19 protein-coding genes and 1 tRNA gene are annotated in these 24,096 nt (G+C 33.4%); 12 read left to right on the top strand and 8 right to left on the bottom strand.

Features of this window, described 5'->3' with window-relative positions; translation table 11 throughout:
• Positions 1 to 2 precede the first annotated feature (2 nt).
• Together yidC and VFM92_RS04445 are read left to right on the top strand one after the other, a co-directional pair.
• Entirely contained in the window at positions 3 to 1,853 is a 1,851-nt protein-coding gene (gene yidC / locus VFM92_RS04450) for a membrane protein insertase YidC (protein WP_325120990.1), read from the top strand.
• A gap of 437 nt (positions 1,854 to 2,290) precedes the next feature.
• Positions 2,291 to 2,722 carry a hypothetical protein gene (locus tag VFM92_RS04445; protein WP_325120989.1) on the top strand — a complete coding sequence of 144 codons (432 nt, stop codon included), beginning with the start codon at positions 2,291 to 2,293 and terminating at the stop codon, positions 2,720 to 2,722.
• A gap of 7 nt (positions 2,723 to 2,729) precedes the next feature.
• Here the strand turns inward: VFM92_RS04445 and VFM92_RS04440 are convergent, their stop codons facing one another.
• The 3 genes from VFM92_RS04440 to VFM92_RS04430 all read right to left on the bottom strand — a co-directional run bounded on the left by VFM92_RS04440 (position 2,730) and on the right by VFM92_RS04430 (position 8,335).
• Positions 2,730 to 4,616, bottom strand: coding sequence for a mucoidy inhibitor MuiA family protein (locus tag VFM92_RS04440; protein ID WP_325120988.1), 1,887 nt, complete (start codon positions 4,614 to 4,616; stop codon positions 2,730 to 2,732).
• Between the two features lie 42 nt (positions 4,617 to 4,658).
• Positions 4,659 to 6,776 (bottom strand): polyphosphate kinase 1, encoded by a 2,118-nt coding sequence (gene ppk1 / locus VFM92_RS04435; protein WP_325120987.1) that lies wholly within the window; start codon positions 6,774 to 6,776, stop codon positions 4,659 to 4,661.
• A 272-nt stretch (positions 6,777 to 7,048) separates the two neighbouring features.
• Positions 7,049 to 8,335, bottom strand: a complete 1,287-nt coding sequence (locus tag VFM92_RS04430) for a NupC/NupG family nucleoside CNT transporter (protein ID WP_325120986.1) — start codon at positions 8,333 to 8,335, stop codon at positions 7,049 to 7,051.
• Between the two features lie 130 nt (positions 8,336 to 8,465).
• On the opposite strand from VFM92_RS04430, the gene VFM92_RS04425 reads away from it, so the two are divergent.
• Positions 8,466 to 9,161 (top strand): 16S rRNA (uracil(1498)-N(3))-methyltransferase, encoded by a 696-nt coding sequence (locus VFM92_RS04425; protein ID WP_325120985.1) that lies wholly within the window; start codon positions 8,466 to 8,468, stop codon positions 9,159 to 9,161.
• Between the two features lie 52 nt (positions 9,162 to 9,213).
• Here the strand turns inward: VFM92_RS04425 and VFM92_RS04420 are convergent, their stop codons facing one another.
• Together VFM92_RS04420 and VFM92_RS04415 are read right to left on the bottom strand one after the other, a co-directional pair.
• Complete coding sequence (locus tag VFM92_RS04420; RefSeq protein WP_325120984.1) at positions 9,214 to 10,305, bottom strand: MFS transporter; 1,092 nt, start codon at positions 10,303 to 10,305, stop codon at positions 9,214 to 9,216.
• Between the two features lie 90 nt (positions 10,306 to 10,395).
• Entirely contained in the window at positions 10,396 to 12,258 is a 1,863-nt protein-coding gene (locus VFM92_RS04415) for a M1 family metallopeptidase (RefSeq protein ID WP_325120983.1), read from the bottom strand.
• A 213-nt stretch (positions 12,259 to 12,471) separates the two neighbouring features.
• Between VFM92_RS04415 and VFM92_RS04410 the strand changes: the two genes are divergently transcribed.
• The 5 genes from VFM92_RS04410 (at position 12,472) to VFM92_RS04390 (ending at position 17,305) form a co-directional block, all read left to right on the top strand.
• Positions 12,472 to 13,110, top strand: a complete 639-nt coding sequence (locus VFM92_RS04410; RefSeq protein ID WP_325120982.1) for a DUF4290 domain-containing protein — start codon at positions 12,472 to 12,474, stop codon at positions 13,108 to 13,110.
• Positions 13,111 to 13,113: 3 nt separating this feature from the next.
• A complete protein-coding gene (gene murA / locus VFM92_RS04405; RefSeq protein WP_325120981.1) occupies positions 13,114 to 14,421 on the top strand; it encodes a UDP-N-acetylglucosamine 1-carboxyvinyltransferase in 1,308 nt (435 codons plus the stop codon).
• A gap of 360 nt (positions 14,422 to 14,781) precedes the next feature.
• Entirely contained in the window at positions 14,782 to 15,171 is a 390-nt protein-coding gene (locus tag VFM92_RS04400) for a rhodanese-like domain-containing protein (protein WP_325120980.1), read from the top strand.
• Positions 15,168 to 15,923 carry an EI24 domain-containing protein gene (locus tag VFM92_RS04395; RefSeq protein WP_325120979.1) on the top strand — a complete coding sequence of 252 codons (756 nt, stop codon included), beginning with the start codon at positions 15,168 to 15,170 and terminating at the stop codon, positions 15,921 to 15,923. Before VFM92_RS04400 ends, VFM92_RS04395 begins: the two co-directional genes overlap by 4 nt.
• Before the next feature lie 26 nt (positions 15,924 to 15,949).
• Complete coding sequence (locus VFM92_RS04390) at positions 15,950 to 17,305, top strand: NAD-dependent succinate-semialdehyde dehydrogenase (protein ID WP_325120978.1); 1,356 nt, start codon at positions 15,950 to 15,952, stop codon at positions 17,303 to 17,305.
• Positions 17,306 to 17,380: 75 nt separating this feature from the next.
• On the opposite strand, the gene VFM92_RS04385 is transcribed toward VFM92_RS04390, so the two are convergent.
• From VFM92_RS04385 to VFM92_RS04375, 3 genes are read right to left on the bottom strand one after another with little or no spacing between them, the layout of a single operon-like run.
• Entirely contained in the window at positions 17,381 to 18,418 is a 1,038-nt protein-coding gene (locus VFM92_RS04385) for a VWA domain-containing protein (protein ID WP_325120977.1), read from the bottom strand.
• Positions 18,408 to 19,298 carry a hypothetical protein gene (locus tag VFM92_RS04380; RefSeq protein WP_325120976.1) on the bottom strand — a complete coding sequence of 297 codons (891 nt, stop codon included), beginning with the start codon at positions 19,296 to 19,298 and terminating at the stop codon, positions 18,408 to 18,410. Before VFM92_RS04380 ends, VFM92_RS04385 begins: the two co-directional genes overlap by 11 nt.
• Complete coding sequence (locus VFM92_RS04375; protein WP_325120975.1) at positions 19,295 to 20,173, bottom strand: DUF58 domain-containing protein; 879 nt, start codon at positions 20,171 to 20,173, stop codon at positions 19,295 to 19,297. The genes VFM92_RS04380 and VFM92_RS04375 overlap by 4 nt, the downstream gene beginning before the upstream one ends.
• A 132-nt stretch (positions 20,174 to 20,305) precedes the next feature.
• Between VFM92_RS04375 and VFM92_RS04370 the strand changes: the two genes are divergently transcribed.
• The 4 genes from VFM92_RS04370 to VFM92_RS04355 all read left to right on the top strand — a co-directional run bounded on the left by VFM92_RS04370 (position 20,306) and on the right by VFM92_RS04355 (position 24,035).
• Positions 20,306 to 20,674, top strand: coding sequence for a DUF4296 domain-containing protein (locus tag VFM92_RS04370; protein ID WP_325120974.1), 369 nt, complete (start codon positions 20,306 to 20,308; stop codon positions 20,672 to 20,674).
• A 3-nt stretch (positions 20,675 to 20,677) separates the two neighbouring features.
• Positions 20,678 to 23,074, top strand: a complete 2,397-nt coding sequence (locus VFM92_RS04365) for an endonuclease MutS2 (RefSeq protein WP_325120973.1) — start codon at positions 20,678 to 20,680, stop codon at positions 23,072 to 23,074.
• A gap of 171 nt (positions 23,075 to 23,245) precedes the next feature.
• Positions 23,246 to 23,319: transfer RNA gene (locus VFM92_RS04360), tRNA-Arg, on the top strand.
• Positions 23,320 to 23,402: 83 nt separating this feature from the next.
• Complete coding sequence (locus VFM92_RS04355; RefSeq protein WP_325120972.1) at positions 23,403 to 24,035, top strand: phosphoribosylanthranilate isomerase; 633 nt, start codon at positions 23,403 to 23,405, stop codon at positions 24,033 to 24,035.
• The last annotated feature ends 61 nt before the right edge of the window (positions 24,036 to 24,096 follow it).

Below are 24,096 nucleotides of genomic sequence, written 5' to 3'. Positions count from 1 at the left end.
AGATGGACAAAAATCAAGCAACAGGACTCATCCTGATTTCTATTTTAATGATTGCCTATTTTTGGTTTTTTGCGGATACTCCCAAACAACCAGAGAATATTGAGGGGAATCAAGTAGAACAAAACGACCAACAGCAAGAGGAAGCTTATTCTCAAAAATCAAATTCCACCAGTGAAATTGAAACTGATTCGAGTTTAAATCAATCGCTTGTAAATCAATTTGGTGTATTCGCAGGTGTTGCAAAAGGTGAATCTAACGTTTCAACTTTCAATACTGAAACCTTAGTCATTCAATTTGATTCTAAAGGGGGTACAATCAAAAATGTTGAGTTAAAAGATTTTAAAACTCACGATGGTCAACCTCTCATCATCAATCATCAGGATGATGAAGAAAAAGAGCTATTATTTAATACAGCAACTGGACCAGTAAATTTATATGATTTGTATTTTGAGATGCAAGGCTCTCCTAAAAGAGAGCTGACAAATGGAGATACTATACAAATCAAGTTTGTTGCGCAATTAGCTCCCAATAAAAGTATTGAGCAAATCTATACCTTATCAGGCAATCACTACCAAGTCGGATATTCATTAGCTTTCAATGGTTTTACTAATGAGATTTTAGGAGATCAATTGACGTTGCGTTGGAATAAGAAAATGCGCAAGTTTGAAAAGGATCTCGAGCAGAGTAGAGTAAAAGCGACTATGAACTATTATTCTGAAGAAGAAGGAATGGATGGTTTAAGTGAGCGCTCGGAAGATGATAGTGAAGAAATTGCAGAACCAATAAAATGGTTTTCTTTTAAGCAAAACTTCTTTACAGAAGCTTTAATCACGGATATACCGATGAAAAGAGCAGAATTTGCTACCAATATTGAAGATTTATCAAGTGACTATGTTAAAAGAGGAAAAGTAAAAGTTGAAATTCCTTTAGCTGAGGTTACTAATAAAGCGGGAGAATTTAAATATTATTTCGGTCCCAACAATTACAAAATATTACAAGAAGTTGCCCCTGATTTTGAAGAAAACGTTTATTTAGGCTGGTTTCCAATCAGTTTAGTGAACAAATATATAATTATCAATGTATTTTATATACTAGAGAAATACATCAGTAATTACGGATTGATTATCATAATTTTGGTGTTTTTAATCAAATTAGCTCTCTCTCCTCTTTCCTATAAATCTTATGTTTCCATGGCTAAAACGAAAGTTTTAAAGCCACAATTAGACGAGATAAAAGAAAAGCATGGTGGAGACATGCAAAAAGCTCAAGCTGACCAGATGGACCTCTACCGAAAAGTAGGGGTAAATCCACTTTCTGGTTGTATACCGCTCTTGCTTCAAATGCCGATTCTATTTGCAATGTTCTACTTCTTCCCTAGTTCAATTGAGCTAAGACAAGAATCATTTTTGTGGGCAAGCGATTTATCAACTTATGATAGTGTATTAAGCTTACCGTTTGAAATCCCTTTCTATGGTGACCATGTGAGTTTATTTACAATCTTAATGACCTTATCTACTTTATTGATAACCTGGTCACAAGGACAAGTAAGTTCTGTGCAAGGACCAATGAAAAACATACAGTATTTCATGCCGGTAATCTTCATGTTTGTTTTGAATAGCTTCCCAGCTGCTTTGAGTTTCTATTATCTTATTGCTAACTTAATTACATTCGGTCAACAAACTTTAATTAGAAGAATGATTGATGAAGATAAAATCATTGCAATTCTGGAAGAAAATAAAAAGAAAAATGTTAACAAGAAAACTTCCAAATTTCAGCAAAGATTACAAGAAGCAATGAAAGCAAGTGAAGAAGCAAAAAAAGAAAAGGAAAAAAATAAAAAGAAGAAGAAATAATATTTTCTTAAAACATAATCAAAAGGTGAGTCAGCAATGGCTCACCTTTTTTATTTTCAATACTTCACTCCCATTTGATGAAAATAGATAAATTCAATATTTTTCATAAGAAATACAGCTTATTAGGTATTGTTTTATAATTTAAATTGTAAATTATTAGCAGCATGAAAATCAAGCACCGACATAGCCGATATTCTGTTTATCAATCCAAAAACTTTATCTAAACATAGCAGCTTCATCTAAAAAAATCAGGTTGTAAAAGCATTACAGAGTTGATTCATTTATATGATAAATGAATAAAGGTAATAATACACCCCATTTATTATAAATAGGTCTAGTAAACACCTAAAAGCAAAGAACTACTTATGATTTCATACTTTTGCAATTATTTTTTTGTTTAAATTTCCTAATTATAAATATATTTTTTAAAATTATACATGAGATTATTCACACATCCCAAATTAAGAATTACAGTAGAAGAGTTTAATAATATCCCCTATATCAAAGAAGTTTGGAGAGGAATATTAAATCCAGTAGTATTCAGAGATTTAATTAAAACCTCCTTAGAGATATATGAAAAAGAAATAAAGAAACACAAAATAACAGGTCAAAATTACTTCTTCCTATTTGCAGATGTTAGTGAATTAGAAATGATCCGTCAGGAGGAAATAAAATGGTTGGATGAAGAGGTTAATCCGAAATATGAAGCCTTAGGATTTACACATCAAGCAGTTATTTCACCAGTTACTCAGATAGCATCAAATAAGGTTGATGAGTATAACTCTAAAAATGATGATCAACCATTTGTCACTAAAGTATTCAAAGACCAAAAAAAAGCTTTAAAATGGTTTTTAGTAGAAGCTAAATAGACAATATTTATTCCAAAATGATGGCTTCATCTTTTGGGTATTTCACATCATAAACAAAGGTCTTACTAACAGATGATTTGGCATCTAACTTAAGATCCCATCTTAATTCTCCGGTTTTCTTATTGTAATTAGCTTTGCTTAATTCCTGAACTGTCACAGTAATATCATCTCTAAGTGAAACCGGAACTTGATCATATAAAGTTAGATCAATTTTTTGTGACTTTGAATTTCTAACCATAATCTCATAGCCAATCTGTTTATTTTTATTAAAGCCTATAAAATTACTTTTATTGTAATCATCAATTTTTTCGCGTTCAATAATGATACCTTTATCATTCCCTAAAGAAATAGTCAATGTATCGATAGTGGCGTTAGCATTTAGAATAGTGGTTCCTACGAATGAACCTTCGAAAAATAATTTCGCTTCACTATCCATCAAATTATATTGATCCCAATTAGCAACTCCTGCCATTAAATAAGCACTTTTATCTAATTTAGGAATGGCTACATAATGATATTCAGCCTCCATTTCATATTTCTTTAAATCAATATAAGTTTGAGGATTTCCTGATTTGATGGTAAAAGGTTCATCCACCTCAAATTCTACATTCGTTTGTCTTTTGATGGTGGTTGATTTCATTCTTTCAGCATCTTCAATATCTAAAGCCGCAACTTGTCCTTGCAATTTAGATTGAATTGAAGGGCTTCTTCTCTCTCTTGCATAACCTGTCACCACAACTTCAGATAATTGTTGAATATCTGGGCTCAGACTAACATTTAAAATAGAAGAATTAACCTCAATCATTTCTGTAACCATACCAATAAATGAAAAAACCAGTTCGTTGGCACCTTGAGGCATTGTAATAGCGTAATTGCCTTGTAAATCAGTATTTGTTCCAATTGAAGTCCCCTTGACCAATACATTCACCCCAGGAATCGCTTCTCCACTTTCGGCATCCACTACTTTACCTTTTACTGAATTATTGTTAAGCCTTAAGTTAGCCGGGTTATTTTCCTCGAAATCGGTGAATCTGGCATAGTCCAAATACCAGGTTTCTAATTCTGGAGCTTGTTTATTTTGATTGGGCTCCGCATTAGAAAAACGTAATTTCACATCATTCCAGTCTTCTCCAGTTTGCTGAAAAACTTCGGCTTGATATTCCAAATCAATAGGTTTAGTGATGTCTGATACATTCAATCTGTATTTTGGATACCAGCCAGCACCTTCTACAAAATAACTAATTTCAAAAGAAGCTTTAGTATTTTGATTAGACTCTAATTTGATAAGGATTTTACTTTTTGTTTCACTTTTATCACGGTTTACAGCATTCAACTGACTATTTAATTTATCCAGTTGACTTCTTAAACGGGTAATTTCTTGATTTAAGGAAGTCTGTTCTTTCTTAATAGATGTTAGTTCCTTTTCATACAACTTCAACATTTCTAACAACTGAATGGAAGTAACATTCTCGGTTCCCAAATTCTTATTTGAGGCAATTAGAGATTCTTTGGCATTTAAAATGTCCATTCTGTTGGTCAAAGAATTTAGGTCTGCCTCTATTTTTTCAATTGCAAATTCAATGCTGTCTACTAAAAGAGAATTAGTTTCCTTTTCTAAATAATCAAATTGATGTTGAACGGATAAGATTTTAATATCACCTGTTCCTTTTACATTAATACTATTAGGGTCTAATAAGGCAGATAAGGATTTAATCGTCAAAGTATAATTACCCGAACCTAGATTTATAGTTCCTTCCCTTTGAACCTGTGCACCTTGCAAATAAACAGTAACTTGACTAGTTTCAGTAGGTAATTCTTTTTCTATACTACCTGATTGTGCAAAAAGGTTGGGAAAAGAAAAAACTAGAAATAGACCTAAAAGTAAATTTTTCATAAAAAATATTGATAAAAATCGAATTCGAGCAAACAATAGTTATTAATCAAACAATCGAACATTCTCAATCAATTCTGGAGTCAAGTTAAAAAACTCTTCATGAATATTAAAAATTGGTTCTTCATTACGTTCCACTACTTTATAATAACTTTCCTCATTCATATCATAAGAATTGACATTATCTCGCAAATTATATCTGAGAATATTCATGACTTGTCTCTTTAAGGTATCATCTACAATTAAGAATAAAGATTCTAGCCTGCGTTCAAAGGATCTTACCATCATATCAGCGCTGCCACCATATACTTTAGGATCTCCATTGTTATGGAAATAATAAATACGGGAATGTTCTAAATAATTACCAACAATTGAGCGTACTGTGATATTTTCACTTAATCCTTTTCTTCCTGGTCTCAGGCAGCAAATCCCTCGTACTATCAATTTAATTCTTACACCCGCCTGAGAAGCAGCATATAATTCTTCTATTGTTTCTTTATCTTCCAAAGAATTGATTTTTATGCAAATCCCTGAAGATAAACCAGCTTTAGCATTTTCTGCTTCTTGTTGAATTAGATTTATTAAACGCGTTCGCATATCTTTTGGAGCTGTAATCAATCTTTGGTATTCATGCGGCAAACTATGACCAGTGATTACATTAAAGAATTCTGAAATATCTTGAGCATAGATTTCATCGGTGGTCATTAAACCAATGTCGGTATAAAGCCTAGCTGTTTCCTCATTATAATTTCCGCTGGCCATGTGTAAGTAGCGCGTAACTTTCTCCTTCTCCTTTCGAACTATCATGAGCAATTTGGTATGAGTCTTATAACGACTTATACCGTAGATTACAAAACATCCTGCTTTTTGCAATCTTTTCGCTTCCCTAATATTATTTTCCTCATCGAATCGTGCTTTCACTTCGAAAAGCACAGAAACGTGAATTCCATTTTCTGCTGCCTTCAGTAGAGCAGTTGTAATTCTTGAATCCTCCGCCAATCGATAAATAGTCAATTTAATGGATAAAACTTTAGGATCCTCCGAAGCTTTTTCAAGCATATCAATAACCGGCTCAATATTATTGTATGGATGATGCAGTAATATATCCCTATCTTTTAATATTTCGAAGATATTATCAGAATCAGATTTGTGCTCTGGGAATGCTAAAGGTGGCACAGGATCTGGAGTTGATGGAATTTTATCTTTGAAATCAGTGTGTTTAATAATTTGCCATAAGGCACTGTAATCCACTAAATCTCCTTTATTAAATTTGAAGATATTGTCTTTGTCAATCTCCCAACGATCGCAAAGAATTTTCATCATCCATTTATCATAATCTTTATCGATTTCGATACGCACTACCCTACCCGTCTTTCTTGTTTTCAGCTTTTTACGCATCTCTTCTAAGAAATTGGCTTCAATATCATCACTTTCTTCCAGTGTGAAATCCCCATTTCGAGTGATTCGGAATAGATTAACAGAAATTATTTCAATATTCCTGAAAAGCTTATCAATATTGGCTTTGACCAATTCTTCTATTGGAATGAAAAGCATTCTATCTTCTCTTTCTACCTCATAGAAACGTTGAATATTCTGCGGAATCTGTATAAAAGAAAGCTTTTTATTATCCTTTTTCTCTCCGAAGGTCCTGGTAACTACAGAAAAAATAAGTAATTTATTCATCAGAATTGGAAATGTATGGTAATTATCATATACCATGGGGGTAAGCATTGGGAAAATGATTTTATCGAAAAAACCATTTGCTTTCTTTAATTCATTGGGCGTTAAATTACTTAATTCTGCAATTTTTAAATTATTTTCTTCAAATAATGGCTCAAGATCATTTTCGAAAATCTTATTCTGCTCTTTTACAAAATTCTGACACTCGGTTAATAACTTTTTACGGAAAGGTAGTTCTCTTAAACCTGAATAGTCGATACGTTCCCTACCGTAGTCTATATAGTTATAAAGTGAGCCCACTCGTATCATAAAAAACTCATCCAGATTGGAGGCTGTAATGGCTAAAAATTTAAGTCTCTCAAATACGGTCCTGTTAGGCTTACGAGCCAAATCCAATACTCTGTAATTAAATTGCAACCAACTTAAGTCACGACTTACTAAATTACTTCTATTTATTAATGAGTTTATTCTATCTATTGCCATTGGATATTATTCAATCTCTAAATTTAAAAAGCTTTTGAATTATCTGAACTAAAAAGAATAAAATTTTAGATCAGACTTAAATAAGAGCTTCAATAACAAATTAACAAAATTACAGCTAATTGCAGCTACAAATTCACATTAACCTATTGTTATTTTGCAAAAGAAATAGAAAACTAAGATTTCAGCAAAGCAAAATTAAAAACAAAGCCATCACTTCTTTCTATTGTTTGAGCCATAAATTAAAAAACTGTAGTCCATTTAAAACAGATTAATTATTCCACTAGAGCTCCAGCAATGGTAGCAGTCATCATACAAGCTATCGTTGCTGCAAGAAGGGCTCTCATTCCAAGTTTAGATAAATTACCTTGCTGATTAGGAGCCATTCCACCAATACCTCCAACTTGAATTGCAATTGAACTAAAGTTTGAAAAACCACATAATGCATAAGTTGCAATAATTATAGATTTATCGCTCAACAAATTATCCGCTTTCATTTCTGCAAGTCCAAGATAAGCTACAAATTCATTTATAGCTGTTTTTTGACCAAGTAAACTCCCGACCGCCAACGTATCATTCCACTCCACGCCCATGGCAAATGCAAAAAGCCGAAATGCTTGTCCTAAGATATATTCAAGACTAAAATTATCAAATGTACCATTAGTGGAGCTTGCTACAAAAGCATTTAAACCTGTCCATTCACCTATCATATTTCCTAAAAAATAATTAATAGCAGCAATAACAGCTATAAAAGCTAAAAGCATTCCTCCGATATTTAAGGCTAATTTTAAGCCTTCCGCTGCACCATTTGATAGCGCATCAATTAAATTTACGCCCAGTTTATCTTGACTTACATTTAGTCTGTCATCTATCCCATCAGGATTAGTTTCAGGAATTAAAATCTTTGAAATTACAATTGCAGCTGGTGCATTCATAATCGAAGCACTTAGCAAATAGGAAGCAAAACGTGCTTTCTCCACTGGGTCGTCTCCACCTAAAAAAGCAACATAACCAGCTAGTACTCCTCCAGCAATAGTGGCCATTCCACCTGTCATCAAACACATTAATTCGGAACGAGTCATATTAGGAACAAAGGGTCTTACTAGTAAAGGTGCCTCTGTTTGTCCTAAAAATATATTTCCAGCAGCTGACAAACTCTCGGCACCTGAGAGCCTCATGCTTTTGGACATTACCCAAGCAATACCATAGACCAGTTTTTGTAAAATGCCTAAGTAATATAAGCCAGCGGTAACTGTGGAAAAGAAAATAACAGTAGGTAAAACCTGAAATGCAAAAATAAAACCGAAAGAATCTCCTGCTAAATCTCCAAAAAGAAACCGGGCTCCATCGCCTGAAAAACTTAAAAAGATTACAAAAGCCTCAGAAACCTTTTTAAATATTACTTCAACAAACTCAACTTTAGTAATGAGTAGACCAAAAATTACCTGTAAAAGTAAACCTGTACCCACTAAACGCCAGTCAATTTTCTTTTTATTGACTGAAAAAAGCCAGGCAAAGCCCACCAAAACCAATAATCCTATAAGCCCTCTGAGATAATCCATATATTATTTTAAAGCAGCAACAAAATTAAAGGAATGTATCTAATTAAAAAACCTCTTCACACATTTGATAACACCTACACCTATTTGCTCCTAAAAAGCCACCTTTTTATAAAAATAATTAGATTTGCATATGCAGATATTCTACCAATCCGAACTTCCAAACGTCAATTACTTAGAACCAGAAGAATCCAAACATTGTATTAAGGTCTTGAGGAAACAGCTAGGGGATGAAATTCAGATCATAGATGGAAAAGGAACTTTCTATAAAGCTAAAATTTCCAATGTGAATCATAAGAAATGTGAATTTGAGGTATTTGAAAAAATAAATGACAAAAAGCCAACTATTCACAGACATCTTGCAATCGCTCCTACAAAAAATCTTGACCGAATGGAATGGTTAGTAGAAAAGGCTACTGAAATTGGTATAGATGAGATCAGTTTTTTGGAGTGTCAAAACTCAGAACGAAATATTTTAAAATTAGACCGGCTTGAGAAGAAAGTTGTAAGTGCAATGAAACAATCTATAAAAGCGTATCAACCAAGATTAAATGAACTGAGAAAGTTCAAGGATTTCATTTCTTCTCCAAATGCAAAAAATAAATACATCGCTTTTGTAGATTTCGATAATCCTTTGCATTTCAAAACTCAACTGAGAAAGCAGGAGGACGCTTTGATATTAATCGGTCCTGAAGGTGATTTTACAAAAGAAGAAATTGAGCTTGCACGGCAAAATGGTTTTGTATCGGTTAGTTTAGGAAATAGTAGGTTAAGAACAGAAACGGCTGGCATAGTAGCCATTCACTTAATGAACTTAGGAGAAGAATAATGTTACCAATATTGTATCATTATTCTTCTCCTTATTCATTCAAATTGGGTAATTACATCAACAAAACATCTATAACACTATTTGGGATTTCAAAACCACAAAAGAAAATCCCAACACCCAATACTTTCTCTTTTACACTCGTATTTTGCAGAGCCAAAGGAAGTGCAGTAACATTAACCATAGCATAAAAAACTGCGAATACAACTAATGCAACAATGACAAGCATATCACTTGAAATAGTAAAAATTCCTAACGTACTAATAGCAGCAAAAACCAACCCTATAGACAGTAATTTAATGATATTATTTTTGGTCACCTTTCTACTGATAATAATGGAAAAGATGGCGGTAAGTATCAAAACAATTGAAGAAATCCATTGACCTGTAATGCCTACTATTGATTTTAATTTGTCTAAGTAATCTGGAAAAACTTCAATAATTAAGCCTGAAAACAAGCCCATACCAATACCTAGCAAAATAACTTTACCCATTTTGGTTTTAGGATTATAGTCATCAGGTCGTGCTTCTTGCCCATTATCAGTCACTTCTAAAGAAAATTTTCGTAGTAAATATCCAGAAATGGAAACTATAATACCTCCCACCGCAAAAGTTGCAGCACCTCCTAAATAATCAATTATATCAACAATTACAGGCTCTAAGGAATAAAGTAAATCTGAAGTGATCGTTAATGCTGCAACTGTAATAGGTAATTTAGTGCTAGGACTAAACATTTCAATAGTAGATATTGCTGGACTTGTAAATAAGCTCATAGCGAATAACCACAATATTACTAATACAGGGAGTGCATAAACCACAAATGATTGTGGTGGATTTACAATTAAAGTAAATGCCACAGTCATAAAAATCATGGCAGCAAAGCTCACCCCTAAGGTTACAATTCTTAATCTGTTGCCTAATTTATTTCGATATTTATCTCCCAAATATCCAGCTAATGGTGGTGTAATAATTAATATGATCGCTTGACCCCATATCAAAATCGGCTCAAATTCAGTCATATTAAAAGTATCCAAAAGTGCTGGTTGATAACGATGATAAGCTATCCAACCTATAATTACGGAAGCATATAAAGCTAATAAGCTAAACATTTGTTTCCACTGGATTGATGATGTTGATTGATTATCCATAATAAAAAAAGTCTTTACAGTTTGTCCAATTTACGAAAGCAATTCACTTTCTGGATTTCCTGTAAAGACTTTTTTAAAAATAAAGTTTAATTAATTTTCAAATGTAGGTTTTAAATGTTTCTCTACATCGAATATATTATTCTCTCTTTCAATATCAGCAATTCCCTCTTTTTCATCAATAACCATACTTTTAATATTAGCTGAAGGTTGATCTAATTCAAAAGTGTAAGTTGGAAATACCCATGGCCAATCCGCTAAAGTTGTCACCTTTGAATCGGAACTAAATGATTTTTCTCCTCTCATTATTCTTAAAGGAATGTAAATAAGTTCATCAGTTCCATCATTATAGGTTATGGTTACTTCTATTGGCATCGGCATTTCTCCCACCTTTTCTAAAGTAACGAAAGTTTTTCCATCTTTTTCTAGTACAGACTTGAAACCATAATCAATTTTTTTGGTAGAGTATACGAAATATTCTTTATACCAATCTAATTCTAAATCTGAAGCCTTTTCCATTACCCGGATGAAATCGTTATCGTTAGGGTGTTTGAATTTCCACTTATCGAAATAAGTTCTCATTGCCGGATAAAAAACATCCTCTCCCATAATATATCTTAATTGACCTAAAAAGGTAGCTCCTTTGGAATAAGCCGCTCTTCCATAAGCGAAATTAGTTGAATAATGATCAGCGTGCGTACTCATTGGTTCCTCATAATCACTATTTGCCAAAGCAAAATATCCTCTATAATTACCTAATTGTGGATTTTCCTGACCTTGATCCATGATTACATTCATCGTTTCTGAGGACGCAAATGAAGTGAAACCTTCATCCATCCACTCATATAATGCTTCGTTTGTAGCTAACACCCCTTGATACCAGCTGTGAAACATCTCATGAACAGTAACTCCTACAAGACTTCCTAAGCTCCGTTCTCCAGTAATCAATGTAGACATAGGGTACTCCATTCCGCCATCACCACCTTGAATCACTGAAAATTGCTTATATGGATATTTACCGAAGGTTTCGTTCGCATATTCAAATGCTTTAATAGTATACTCAGGTAATTTTTCCCAGTTTTCTTTTGTTGCATCATTCATTTGATATAAGAAATGCAATTCAGGTCCATTAGGAACTTGCGCTTTTGTATGGGTAAAATCTGGGTCAGCAGCCCACATGAAATCAATCACATTAGGAGCTTTAAAATGCCACGTGTGTTTTCCATTTTTACCTTTACCCGGCTTCACTCCATCCGCTTGGTATCCATGTCCAACTTCATTAGGATTTTGCACATATCCTGTTCCACCTAAAACGAAATCTTTATCAATTGTGATTTTCACATCAAAATCTCCCCAAACACCATGAAACTCTCTGCCTATATAAGGATTTGTATGCCATCCTTGGTAATCATATTCTACCATTTTTGGATACCATTGTGCCATTGAGTAGCTGATTCCTTCCTCGTTATCTCTTCCTGTTCTTCTGATTTGCACTGGAACCTGTGCTTCAAATTCCATTTCAAAAGTAGAAGACTCGCCAGATTTTATAGGCTTATTTAAGTTAACTTCAAGAATAGTTCCATCTACTACAAAATCTACTTTTTTCCCATCTTGAGTTAAGTTTTTAATTTTTTGATAGCCAATTTCCTCTTCACTTAATTTACTAATTCTATCTCCTACTCTTCTATCAGGATCTTGAATTGTTCTTGAGCGAACATCCATCATACTATTTGGCTGAAATGCGTTATAATAAAGATGATAAAACACTTTATTTAATTCGTCTGGAGAATTATTGGTATAAACAGCTTTTTGTTTACCATCAAAACGGTGCGTTTCCACATCCATATCAATCTCTATTTCATAATCAATAGCTTGCTGCCAACGATCAGTTTGAGCGAAAGCAACTACTGTACTCATGAGTATTGCCGTTACTAATCCTACTAATTTTATTTTCATAATGATTAAATTTTGGTTTTAATTCAATTTCAAAAATGGTTAATTCTATTTAATATGCCAATGCATTTTATATAAGCTTTGGTATTTAGCTGATGAAAAGCATTAAAATCACTTATTAGCGCCTGAATTTTTAATTTTTAAAGGATAAAATTGTAATGCCTGTTATTTCTTTCTAATTTTCTACCTTTGTGAAAGAATAAGCTAAGGAAGACTATGTTAGATTACAATACCCAGAGACCTGAAATGAAGTTAAAAGAATATGGCCGCAATGTCCAGAAGTTGGTAAAACATTTGCGTACCGTAGAAGATAAAGAGACGCGTAATAAAATGGCTAATACTGTTGTTGATTTAATAAAGCAACTAAGCAGCGGGCCAAAAGACTATACAAATGAAAATATGCAGAAATACTGGGATGATTTATATATCATGTCAGATTTCAATTTGGATGTAGATAGTCCTTTTCCTATGCCGGAAAAAGAAATCTTAGGTAAAAAACCACAGCCAGTAAAATATGCTACCGGAGAAGTTAAATTTAAGCATTATGGCCGTAATATTGAGTTGCTTGTAGAAAAAGCCATCACCATTGAAGATGAGGAAGAAAAACGAGCTGCTGTTTATTATATAGGACGTTTAATGAAAACTTTCTATACTACTTGGAATAGAGATAATGTAGTAGAAGAAGCTATTGCTGATAACATCTCACAATTATCAAATGGAAAACTTACTGTTGATATTGAGCACGTAAAAGCAACAAATGGTTTTGATGCCATTTTCAAAGAAAACAGACCAAGGAATTCTAATAAAGGCAAAAGACCAAGTAAAGGTAACAATCCAAAAAGAAGAAGAAATTAATCGATGGCATCATTTAAAATTACTGGAGGAAAAAAACTGTCAGGTGAAATACATCCACAAGGTGCAAAAAATGAGGCTTTACAAATCCTTTGCGCTGTTTTATTAACTTCAGAGAAAGTTACTATTCACAAAGTTCCCAATATAGTAGATGTCAATAAGCTCATTGAATTATTAAAAGATTTAGGAGTTGAGGTCAATCAGTTGGGTGAAGAAAGTTATGAATTTACGGCTAAGAAGGTAAATCTTGAGTTTTTCGGTACTGCAGAGTATACCAAAAAAGCAGCCTCTTTAAGAGGTTCCATTATGCTATTAGGTCCACTATTAGCAAGATTTGGTAAAGCAATGATTCCTAAACCAGGTGGGGATAAAATCGGTAGAAGAAGGTTAGATACTCACTTTATAGGCTTCCAAAAACTTGGGGCAAAATTTCTGTTTGAATCAGAAAAAAGTTACTACCATATTGATGCATCGAGTTTAAAAGGTGCTTACATTCATTTAGATGAAGCTTCAGTCACTGGAACAGCCAATATTATAATGGCTGCCTCTATGGCTGAAGGAAAAACGACCATTTATAATGCAGCATGTGAACCTTATTTGCAACAACTGTGCAAAATGTTGGTGAGAATGGGTGCGAAAATTGACGGTATTGGCTCCAATCTTCTACACATTGAAGGTGTTAAAGAGTTAAAAGGAACAGAACACACCATGTTGCCTGACATGATTGAAATTGGCAGTTTCATTGGATTGGCAGCTATGACACAATCAGAAATTACGATTAAAAATGCAGGTGTTGAACATTTAGGAATTATTCCAGAAACTTTTCAAAGATTAGGGATTAAAATGGAATTCAGAGGAGATGATATATTCATCCCTTCCCAACAGCATTACGAAATAGAAACATTCATTGACGGTTCCATCATGACCATTGCTGATGCAATATGGCCAGGATTCACACCTGACTTACTAAGCATTGTATTGGTAGTAGCTACTCAAGCAAAAGGAACGGTTTTGGTCCATCAAAAAATGTTTGAGAGCAGATTGTTCTTTGTTGATAAATTAATCGATATGGGCGCTCAAATCATCTTATGTGATCCCCACAGAGCTACCGTTATTGGTTTAGACAGACAAATTAATTTAAGAGGAATTTCAATGACTTCTCCTGACATTAGAGCTGGGGTTTCTTTATTAATTGCTGCTTTATCTGCTGAGGGTGAAAGTACAATTCATAACGTAGAACAAATTGATAGAGGTTATCAAAACATTGATACCAGATTGAATGCATTGGGTGCAAAGATTGAGAGAATGGAATAGATAGAGCTAGGAGGTTTGAAGTTCGAAGTAAGAAGTGATGAATATATGTTTAAGGATAAAAACTATTCTAGAGTCTTGTTCCATTTAACTTCGCATAAAAATATCGCTTTTGAAAATGGGCACTCTTTAACCAATAAATTATAAGAAATCATTTTACACAGGACAGAGAATTACGTTTTTACCTCAAGTAATAGTTAATTACCAGTGAGTTGAGAGTAAAAAATTCAAATCTATTCAGAATCAAAAATTTCACCTAAAAGAGACTTTGACCCAAAATCTTGTTCTTCTAAATCGGTAAGCATTGATAGATTAGATTTTATTATATGTTTTGCGTTTGTACATATTATTTAAAAGACACTTATGAAATCCATATTTACACTTATCCTATCTGCATTTTTAATCACAGCTTGTGCTCAGAGCAATCCTCAAGATAATATGACAGTTGGCGAACTAAATACAGTAAATTTTAGGGGAGATGATAGCAAGGTAGTTCTAGATGTGAGGACTGCTCAAGAATTTTCCGAAGGCAGAATAGCTGGAAGTGAAAATCTAGATGTTTTAAAAACGGATCTTTTTACAACTTCCATTCAAAAACTAGACAAAGAAAAAACCTATTATGTGATTTGCAGATCTGGTAGTAGAAGTCAGAAAGCTTTAAACCAAATGAAAGAAGCAGGTTTTAAACATATTATTAATGTTACTGGTGGAATGCAAGCTTGGGAAGCAGCAAAATTACCAATCGAAAAATGATAAGGTTTTTCCGAGAATTTAGTCAATCAACATTAGCCTATTATGAAGCCTTTCAATTTGTGAAAAGACACAAAATGAAAGGCTTTATTTTGGGTGCTGCATTCTTCAATTTTTTTGCATTCATTTTTGTTGGATTGATTGCCTGGCTATATACTGGTAAACTTATTGATTTCATTTATACAGCCTTTAGTTTTCCAGAGGACTGGAAAGAATGGGGCAGCATCTTGCAGATAATAATTTCTATATTTATTAGATTACTATTAATTTCACTTTATATCAATCTTTATAAATACGTAGTGCTTCTAATTTTTGCACCTGTTTTAGCCATTTTATCTGAGCGAACTCAAAATATTCTAAATCAACAAAAAAAGTCCATTAATTTAGTCCGATTGATATCTGAAATTGGAAGAGGGATGCTTATGGCTATAATTCTTATCAATCTTAATTTACTGTTATATCTCGCCCTTATATCACTGAGTTTAATTCTCCCTTTCCTCTCTCCTGCTTTGGCCATTTCTGTCTTCCTTTTGGAGAGCTTTTTCTTTGGTGCTTCTATGCTCGATTACAGGAATGAATACTTCCATTTAGACATAAAAACCAGCCTGAATAAAATTTTCGAGCATAAAGGTTTGGTTTTAGGTAACGGTTTAGCTTTAAACCTGTTTATACTTATACCTATTGTTGGTGTTCTATTTGCTCCTTCCTTTGCAGTAATCGCGGCTGGAATACATGCAAATAAAGTTATTCGATAATTTTTTAACCCAAAAAGCGACCTAATATGGCTATTGAAAGTAGAAATCCATTCAATAATAAAGTTGTAAAATCTTTTGAAGAGGAAAATGAAAATCAGATTTTAGATAAAATTGAGTTGGCAGAAAGCACTTATCGGTATTGGCGAACAACTAATTTTAATCATAGAAAAGAATTAATTTTAAAAGCAGCTGCTTTGCTTCGAGAAAGAAAAGAGCATTATGCCAGCCTAATGACGGTTGAAATGGGTAAAGCCAAAAGAGAGGCTATAGCTGAGGTGGAGAAATGTGCCTTGGCATGTGAATATTATGGTGAAAATGCAGAGAAGTTTCTATCTAATAAAAAGCTGGAAGTGCCAGAGGGTGAGGCCTATGTTGCTCATGATCCAATTGGAATTGTACTAGCCATCATGCCATGGAATTTTCCTTTTTGGCAAGTTTTCCGTTTCCTAGCACCTAATTTAATGGCAGGAAATGTAGGCTTATTGAAACATGCATCGAATGTACCACAATGTGCTTTAGCAATTCAAGAAGTCTTAATAGATGCAGGATTTCCTAAAGGGTGTTTTCAAACACTTCTAATATCTTCATCAAAAATTAATACGATTTTAGATGATCATAGAGTGAAAGCGGCTACACTTACAGGAAGCGAAGGAGCTGGAAGTAAAGTAGCCGAAAGAGCTGGGAAAAATCTTAAAAAAACGGTTTTGGAATTAGGAGGTAGCGATCCATTTATCGTCTTAAAAGATGCTGACATTGAAAAAGCAGCTAAAACCGGAGCCAAAGCCAGAATGATTAATAATGGGCAAAGCTGTATAGCAGCGAAGCGTTTTATTTTGGAAGAATCTATCTCAGATGAATTTCTTAATATTTTCAAAAGCGAATTTGAAAAAATCAAAATTGGAGATCCTTCTGATGATAATTTCGATTATGGTTCCATGGCAAGAGAAGATTTAGCTGCAGAACTGGAAGAGCAAGTGCAGAAATCAGTTGAAAAAGGGGCTAAAATTTTAATTGGAGGAAAGAGAAATAAAGCATTCTTTGAACCGACAATTCTCACAGATGTAAAACCTGGAATGCCTGCTTATGAGCAAGAATTATTTGGTCCTGTTGCTATTGTTTTAATTGCTAAAGATGAAGAACAGGCTATTAAGCTAGCTAATGATTCCAGATTTGGCTTGGGAGGTTCTTTATGGAGTAAAGATATAGAAAAAGCTAAAAAACTGGTAAGAGAAGTAGAAAGCGGTGCAATTTACATTAATAAATTAATGGCTTCACATCCAGCAGTTCCTTTTGGAGGAGTTAAAATGAGCGGTTATGGAAGAGAGTTGTCTGAAATGGGAATTAAAGAATTTATAAATCAGAAAACTGTTTGGATTGATTAAAACGCATAGGAAGCATTTACCTATAGATAATTGACAAAAAAATCCGACATATAGTCGGCCATTTTTTGTAGTAGTTTAATCCACCAAAACGTTCGAGATGTAAGTTGATTTAGTCAACATCCAAAGTAAAAAAAAGACAATAGCCCATTTCAAATAAACGTCATAATAATCTTTGGTGTCTTTGTAACGAGTCTCTTTAATTTCTGCTTTTTCATATTGGTCAATAATACTGAAAACTTGTTCAAGTGCTTGATTGTCTGTTGCTCTATAAAATTCACCCTCTCCTATTTCAGCAATATTTTTCAAACCTGTAACATCCATAGAATTTTCTATATATCGAGTTCGCCCAAAGAAATCTTTACCATAAGGTACTTTCCCCTCTTTACCAATGGCAATTGTATAAATCTTAATACCAAAAGCATTGGCTAATTTGGCTGCTGTTTCAGGGTCAATATTTCCTGCATTACTATCTCCATCACTTAATAATATTAGTACTTTAGATTTTGAATCCGATTCCCTCATTCTATTAGTCCCCACTGCCAAGGCACTTCCAATTGCGGTACCAGAAGCTTCCATCATATTAAAATCAATATCAGAAATCAGATTTTTTAGCATCTTGTAATCAGTAGTCAATGGAGAAAGTGAATAAGCTTCACCACTAAAAATTGTCAATCCTATCCTATCTTGGAATCTTCCATCTATAAAATTAATAGCGACTTCTTTGGCGGCTTCAAGACGATTAGGCGTGAAGTCTTGAATCTTCATAGATTCAGATATATCTAACACCAGCATAATATCAATCCCTTCAGTCCACTGCTCTACACGCTCATTGGTTTGCTGAGGACGAGCTAATGCAAGTAACATCAATAGAGCTGAAAACAATAAAAGGACTAAAGGAATAAATCTAAGAATAGAAGAAAATTGAAAACCTATACCTTCACCCCTAAAAGCAACCGGTACTTTTGGACTAAATCTACCTTTAACGACTTCTATCAATAAATAAATGACTGGCAGGGCAATCATCCCATAAAAAGCCATTGGAAATTCATAATCAAAAGCTTTAAGCCGTTCAGGTGAAAACCAATCTAAACTTAACCAATCATTACTTTCCATCTCTAATTTCTTTAATTCTTTCTTCTAAAATAACATCGGCATAATTCAAAAGAAAATGAAAGGCATTAGTCGCATTTTCTCTTCCTTTTGATGAATAAATAGTTTTATCAACAGACTTTAAGTTTTCATATAATTCCTCATCCTGCTGCAGTTCATTTATTTCTTTACTCGTCAATTTTGCATAAGGTGATTTTGAAATAAATTCAGCATGTTTTTTCCATGTGTAGAGCATTTTTTCAATTTTTTCTGCTGACATTTCTCCTACAGAAGCCAATTTGCTTTCAAACGAAGTTCTAAACTTCTTATGCCTTTTATTCAATCGCCAGATACGCCATTTTCTTCTTATTTTCTTACCAAAAAATATGGTAATAAGAAGAATAACTACCCCTAGTGCAATTAAAAAGGCAATTAAATAAGGATAATTAAAGTCTCTTTCCAGTTTAGAAATACTGGTTTCCGTTTTCATTTGTAAGCTGTCACTTACTACCTGAATCTGCTCCTCTAAAAAGATAGAATCTATTTCTGTATAAACAGCTGTGCTATCACTTCCCTGAATAATAAATATCGGTAATCTCAACTTCTGAACTTCATCAATTTCGAATGAAGTCAAGGTATATACTACGCTATCAAAACTTTGTAAACTATCTGTTTTGGTAGGGAAATAGCGCTTGCTTGTGTATTCGAATGGAGCATAAATGAATGATGAATCAGGCATTAATAGTTGTAATTCAGCAGGATAACGAACACTCAAACTATATTGGATCGGCTCTCCGATAGCCATACTATCCTGTAAGAACTGTCCCTTCGGTTGAATCTGTTGACCGAATAAATGTATACCAAATGCAAGACTGAAAATTAAGCTCAAACTAAATTTTTTCATGCTTTTTTCTTGCTTAAATTCCTGATTTTGAATAATTTAATTAATTTTGAGGTGTAATCCTCTTGAGTATCAATCAATATATAATCTGCCTGGTTCCTTTTACAAATATCTTTTAATTCTGCAGAATGATCTTTATTCTTTTGCTGGAAATGCTTTTTAAAAGCAGTGCTAGAGGTATTTACCCATCTTGTTTTACCTGTTTCCTTATCTTTTATAGGTACTATCCCTAACATGGGTAAATCAGTTTCTAATTTATCTTTAACATGAATGACAATTAAATCATGTTTTCTAGCCAGTGCTTTCAAATGTTGTTCATATCCCTCATCCACAAAATCACTGATCAAAAATATAACACTTCTTCTTTTTACTAAACCAAGTAAATAAGAAAGCCCTTTATCCAAACTAGTTTTTAAAGATTCTGGCTGCAAATCAAAAAGCTTGGTAATAGCATAATACCCATGCTTTTGACCTTTTCCAGGTTTTATATACAATTCTCTTTGATCAGAATAACCAATCATACCTATCTGGCTTCCTTCTTTTAGGGCAGAAATACATAAAATCCCTGCTATCTCTTTTGCGATATCAGATTTTTGTTTGCCTTCTAAACCAATTTCTTGAGATGCACTTACGTCTATTAAAAAATAAACACTTTGTTCTTTATCTTCTTTGAATGTTTTCACAAAGGTTCCATGCCCTTTTGCCGAAACATTCCAATCGATAGTACGAACATCATCTCCATATTGATAGGGACGCACGTCATCAAATTCTAAACCTGAACCTTTAAATACAGAATGAAAATCACCCTGCATTTGATTGTTGACAGCTTTCCGAATTTTTATTTCATATTTTCGAAGCTTTTTAAACAGCTCCCTCATAATAGGTCTTTTAATTTGTTAATTTTGCTATACATAAAACTCAAACGAAAAAAATAACGATAATTGTCCTCATCAGTTGTCAAAATCTTTGGCAACGATTTTGATGAAGACAGTTTTAATAATAATGTAAAAATGAGAAAACTTATCTACATCATCACAATATTAATAATAGTTTCCTGTAGTGGAAAAGAAGAAGTGCCAAAAGGTGTAATAGCACCAGAAAAAATGGCAGAAATTCTATCCGATATTTATTTGGCAGAACATAAAGTTAATAATGTAAGAATTAAACAAGATTCTGCTCAGATAGTTATGCGTCATTATGAATTGAAAATATTCGAAGATCATAATACCACCGATTCTATATATAAGGAGAGTTTTAAATATTATTTAGATAATCCTATCAAATTAGAATCTATTTATGATATCGTAATTGATTCAATAAGTCTTAAAGAACAAGTAAAAAATGCTCAAGGTTTAAGACAAGTACCAGATTTGAAATAATTTATGAATTTACCCTTAGATTTTGAACAACGAATAGGATTTGATAAAGTACGAGAATTAATTTCTGCAGAGTGCAGCAGTAATTTGGGTCAGGATATAGTTGATAAAATGGACTTTATCACAAAATTCGATAAGCTTCAAACACTACTATTACAAACAAATGAATTCCTGAAAATTTTTCAATCTGGTGAATATTTTCCTTCATCTAATTTTATTGATGTCTCTACTTTCATCAAAAGAGCAAAAGTAAATGGAGCTTTTCTTACAGAAGATGAATTTTTTGAATTAAAACTAAGTCTTAAAACTATTCTGGACTGCATTTCCTTCTTTGATAATTTTGAAAATGAATATCCTACCCTTTTTAATTTAAGAAAAGCAGTAAATCTTGAGCCAACATTATACAAAGCCATTGATGCTAAAATTGATGACAAAGGTGCTTTACGAAATAATGCCAGTCCAGCATTGCAACAAATTAGAAGCGATATATTCAAAGCCCAGACACAGTTAAGACGCGAAGTAGAAAAAATATACAAACAAGCTTCCGCTAATAAATATACACCAGAGGATGCCTCTATTACAGTTCGTGATGGTAGAATTGTGATTCCTGTTTTAGCAGAGTACAAGAGACGAGTTAAAGGATTTATACATGACCAATCAGGAACTGGCCAAACCGTTTACATTGAACCAACAGAAGCGCTAGAGCTGAACAATGAAGTAAGAGAATTACAATATGCTGAAAGAAGGGAAATTGTGAAAATTCTAACGCAATTGACATCATTAGTGAAGCCTGAATTAGAAAATCTTGATAAGGCTTATCGATTTTTAGCTATTGTAGATTTTATTAGAGCTAAAGCGCGCTTTGCTCAAAAAATTGGAGCTGTACTGCCTGAGTTAGAGAATTCCAGAATAATTGAATTTAGAAATGCAGAGCACCCTCTTCTAAAGCTAAGCTTGGCGGAGAACAATAAAAAAGTAGTCCCACTTTCCATTCAGTTAAAGGGAGATAAAAGGATATTAATTATTTCTGGTCCCAATGCAGGAGGTAAATCAGTTGCTTTGAAAACCGTTGGGCTTTTACAGTTTATGCTTCAGTGCGGATTATTAATTCCCGTTCATCCCGATAGCAAGTGCGGAGTTTTTAACAATCTATTTATAGACATTGGCGATCAGCAAAGTATTGAGAATGATTTGAGTACTTACAGTTCTCATCTTCAAAATATGAAGAACTTTTTATTGCATTCTAATAAGCAGACTTTGTTTTTGATAGATGAATTTGGAACGGGAACAGAACCAAGGTTTGGAGGAGCTATTGCCGAATCTATTTTAGAAGAATTGTATCAACAAAAAGCATTCGGTGTAATTACTACCCATTATGATAACATCAAAAATTTTGCGGTGAAAAACCAAAATGTCGTCAATGGCGCTATGAAATTCGATGAGCGAAACCTAGAACCTCTTTATGAATTGGAAATTGGCAAACCGGGCAGTTCTTTTGCTATTGAAGTGGCTGAAAAAATGGGGATCCCTCCCACTATTCTCCAAAAAGCAAAAGGAAAAATTGGGACAGAACGAGTTAACTATGACAAGCTACTAAATCAATTAGGTAAAGAGAAAAGGGAGTTAGAGGCTAAAATAAAGGAAATTCAGAAGAAGGAAGGCCATTTAGAACAGAGCGCTCAAGACTACGATGAATTGAATGAATTCTTAAAAACTCAGAAAAAGCAAATTATTTTAGAAGCCAAGCAGGAAGCGAAGGCCATTGTAAAAGAAGCTAACAAAAGAGTAGAGCAAGCCATAAGAGAAATCAAAGAATCGCAAGCTGATAAAGAACGTACTAAAAATGCCCGTAAGCAACTTACTGATTTTGACCAAAAATTAGATCTTCCTAAAGAACAGAAGTCAAAACAAGCTGCAAAACCTAAATTCACACCAGCTGGTGGAGCTATAGAGGTTGGCGATTACGTGAAAATTGATGGGCAGGATACGATTGGTGAAGTGTTGTCATTAGGTCAAAAAGAGGCTGAAATTATGCTGGGTGAACTCAAATCTAAAATAAAGCTCAATAGATTAGAGAAGATGTCCAAAACAGCCATCAAAAAAGAAAAGAAGAAAAGTTTTTCAGGGACTTCCACTGGCATGGTGGAGCGCAGTACAAATTTCAAACATCAAATAGATGTGAGAGGAATGAGGTCTGAAGAAGCCATTCAATCCGTTGATAGATTTGTAGATGACGCGATGGTTTTAGGATACCATGAAGTTAGTATTCTACATGGAAGAGGCGATGGAATCTTAAGAAGATTCATTAGAGATTACCTTAGGAAATACAATTATATTAAAGCTTTGAAAGACGAACATGTAGAAAGAGGTGGTGATGGAATCACTTTGGTGACCTTAAGTTGAAAAAAGCTTTTTAATTAAGTTATTCAGAAACAGAGGATAACAATTTTCTTTCAAATTTTTAATAGAAATCATTCAAAAAGCTTTGCATTAAAAATTAAAAATACTTTTCTTTGCACTCGCTTTTGGGGAAAGACCTAAAAGCAAATAAAAAAACATTGAAATATCATTTTTGGTCCGTTAGCTCAGCTGGATAGAGCAACTGCCTTCTAAGCAGTAGGTCTCAGGTTCGAATCCTGAACGGATCACTTTTAAAGCCTATTCAAACATTTTGGATAGGCTTTCTTGTTTATAAACAATTGATAACTTTTGTTTCTAAATTTTATAAAATATGGCCTTAAAAACCTTTGTTAAAATATCGGAAGTAAATAATTTAAGTGATGCCAGATATTGCGCTGGAATGACGGTAGATTTAATGGGCTTTAACCTAGATAATCAGAATTCCTCTTACGTTAGTCCAGAAAACTTCATGGAACTAACAGGATGGGTTTCCGGCTTGGAATTCGTTGGCGAATTTGGAAGCGCATCTGAAGCATCAATCAAAAATTCTATTAAGGATTATGAAATTCATTTTCTTCAGACTGATAATCCAGCAATAGTGCACCTTTTTCCGGATTTCAAGAAAATTCTGAGGTTTGATATAGATAAAATAGCTGATGCCGAAGAAGTAAAAAACATCATGAATGATGTTAAAGATAAGGTAGTTTTTTTCTTGTTCGAATCTACTAATGAAAATCATTATAAAGATAATATAGTTGCTCAAGTGACTGCTCTTGCAAATGATTACCCGATATTACTGGGCTTTAATATTAGTAATGATAATGTACTGAATCTAATTCAGGAAACGGGAATCAAAGGAATCTCTTTGAAAGGCGGAGAAGAAATTAGACCCGGGTACAAAGATTTTGATGAGCTTGCGGATATTCTAGAGACTTTAGAAATCGATGATACCATAGAAGACTAAATAGAAGTTCTAAAATAATCTTTAGGAATTGAAATTTGCACATAAAAAAAGCTCAAACCAT

The sequence above is a fragment of the Marivirga sp. genome (genome assembly GCF_035704835.1).
GTDB lineage: Bacteria > Bacteroidota > Bacteroidia > Cytophagales > Cyclobacteriaceae > Marivirga.
This window is presented reverse-complemented; position numbering and strand designations above follow the sequence as displayed.

Bases quoted from the DNA above. Each gene is read 5' to 3' on its own strand.
- VFM92_RS04375 (WP_325120975.1), bottom strand. From the start codon at position 20,173: ATGAGGGAGCTGTTTAAAAAGCTTCGAAAATATGAAATAAAAATTCGG.
- VFM92_RS04380 (WP_325120976.1), bottom strand. From the start codon at position 19,298: ATGAAAAAATTTAGTTTGAGCTTAATTTTCAGTCTTGCATTTGGTATA.
- VFM92_RS04395 (WP_325120979.1), top strand. From the start codon at position 15,168: ATGATAAGGTTTTTCCGAGAATTTAGTCAATCAACATTAGCCTATTAT.
- VFM92_RS04385 (WP_325120977.1), bottom strand. From the start codon at position 18,418: ATGGAAAGTAATGATTGGTTAAGTTTAGATTGGTTTTCACCTGAACGG.
- VFM92_RS04445 (WP_325120989.1), top strand. From the start codon at position 2,291: ATGAGATTATTCACACATCCCAAATTAAGAATTACAGTAGAAGAGTTT.
- VFM92_RS04355 (WP_325120972.1), top strand. From the start codon at position 23,403: ATGGCCTTAAAAACCTTTGTTAAAATATCGGAAGTAAATAATTTAAGT.
- murA (WP_325120981.1), top strand. From the start codon at position 13,114: ATGGCATCATTTAAAATTACTGGAGGAAAAAAACTGTCAGGTGAAATA.
- VFM92_RS04415 (WP_325120983.1), bottom strand. From the start codon at position 12,258: ATGAAAATAAAATTAGTAGGATTAGTAACGGCAATACTCATGAGTACA.
- VFM92_RS04365 (WP_325120973.1), top strand. From the start codon at position 20,678: ATGAATTTACCCTTAGATTTTGAACAACGAATAGGATTTGATAAAGTA.
- VFM92_RS04390 (WP_325120978.1), top strand. From the start codon at position 15,950: ATGGCTATTGAAAGTAGAAATCCATTCAATAATAAAGTTGTAAAATCT.
- VFM92_RS04370 (WP_325120974.1), top strand. From the start codon at position 20,306: ATGAGAAAACTTATCTACATCATCACAATATTAATAATAGTTTCCTGT.
- yidC (WP_325120990.1), top strand. From the start codon at position 3: ATGGACAAAAATCAAGCAACAGGACTCATCCTGATTTCTATTTTAATG.
- VFM92_RS04420 (WP_325120984.1), bottom strand. From the start codon at position 10,305: ATGGATAATCAATCAACATCATCAATCCAGTGGAAACAAATGTTTAGC.
- VFM92_RS04400 (WP_325120980.1), top strand. From the start codon at position 14,782: ATGAAATCCATATTTACACTTATCCTATCTGCATTTTTAATCACAGCT.
- VFM92_RS04425 (WP_325120985.1), top strand. From the start codon at position 8,466: ATGCAGATATTCTACCAATCCGAACTTCCAAACGTCAATTACTTAGAA.
- VFM92_RS04440 (WP_325120988.1), bottom strand. From the start codon at position 4,616: ATGAAAAATTTACTTTTAGGTCTATTTCTAGTTTTTTCTTTTCCCAAC.
- ppk1 (WP_325120987.1), bottom strand. From the start codon at position 6,776: ATGGCAATAGATAGAATAAACTCATTAATAAATAGAAGTAATTTAGTA.
- VFM92_RS04430 (WP_325120986.1), bottom strand. From the start codon at position 8,335: ATGGATTATCTCAGAGGGCTTATAGGATTATTGGTTTTGGTGGGCTTT.
- VFM92_RS04410 (WP_325120982.1), top strand. From the start codon at position 12,472: ATGTTAGATTACAATACCCAGAGACCTGAAATGAAGTTAAAAGAATAT.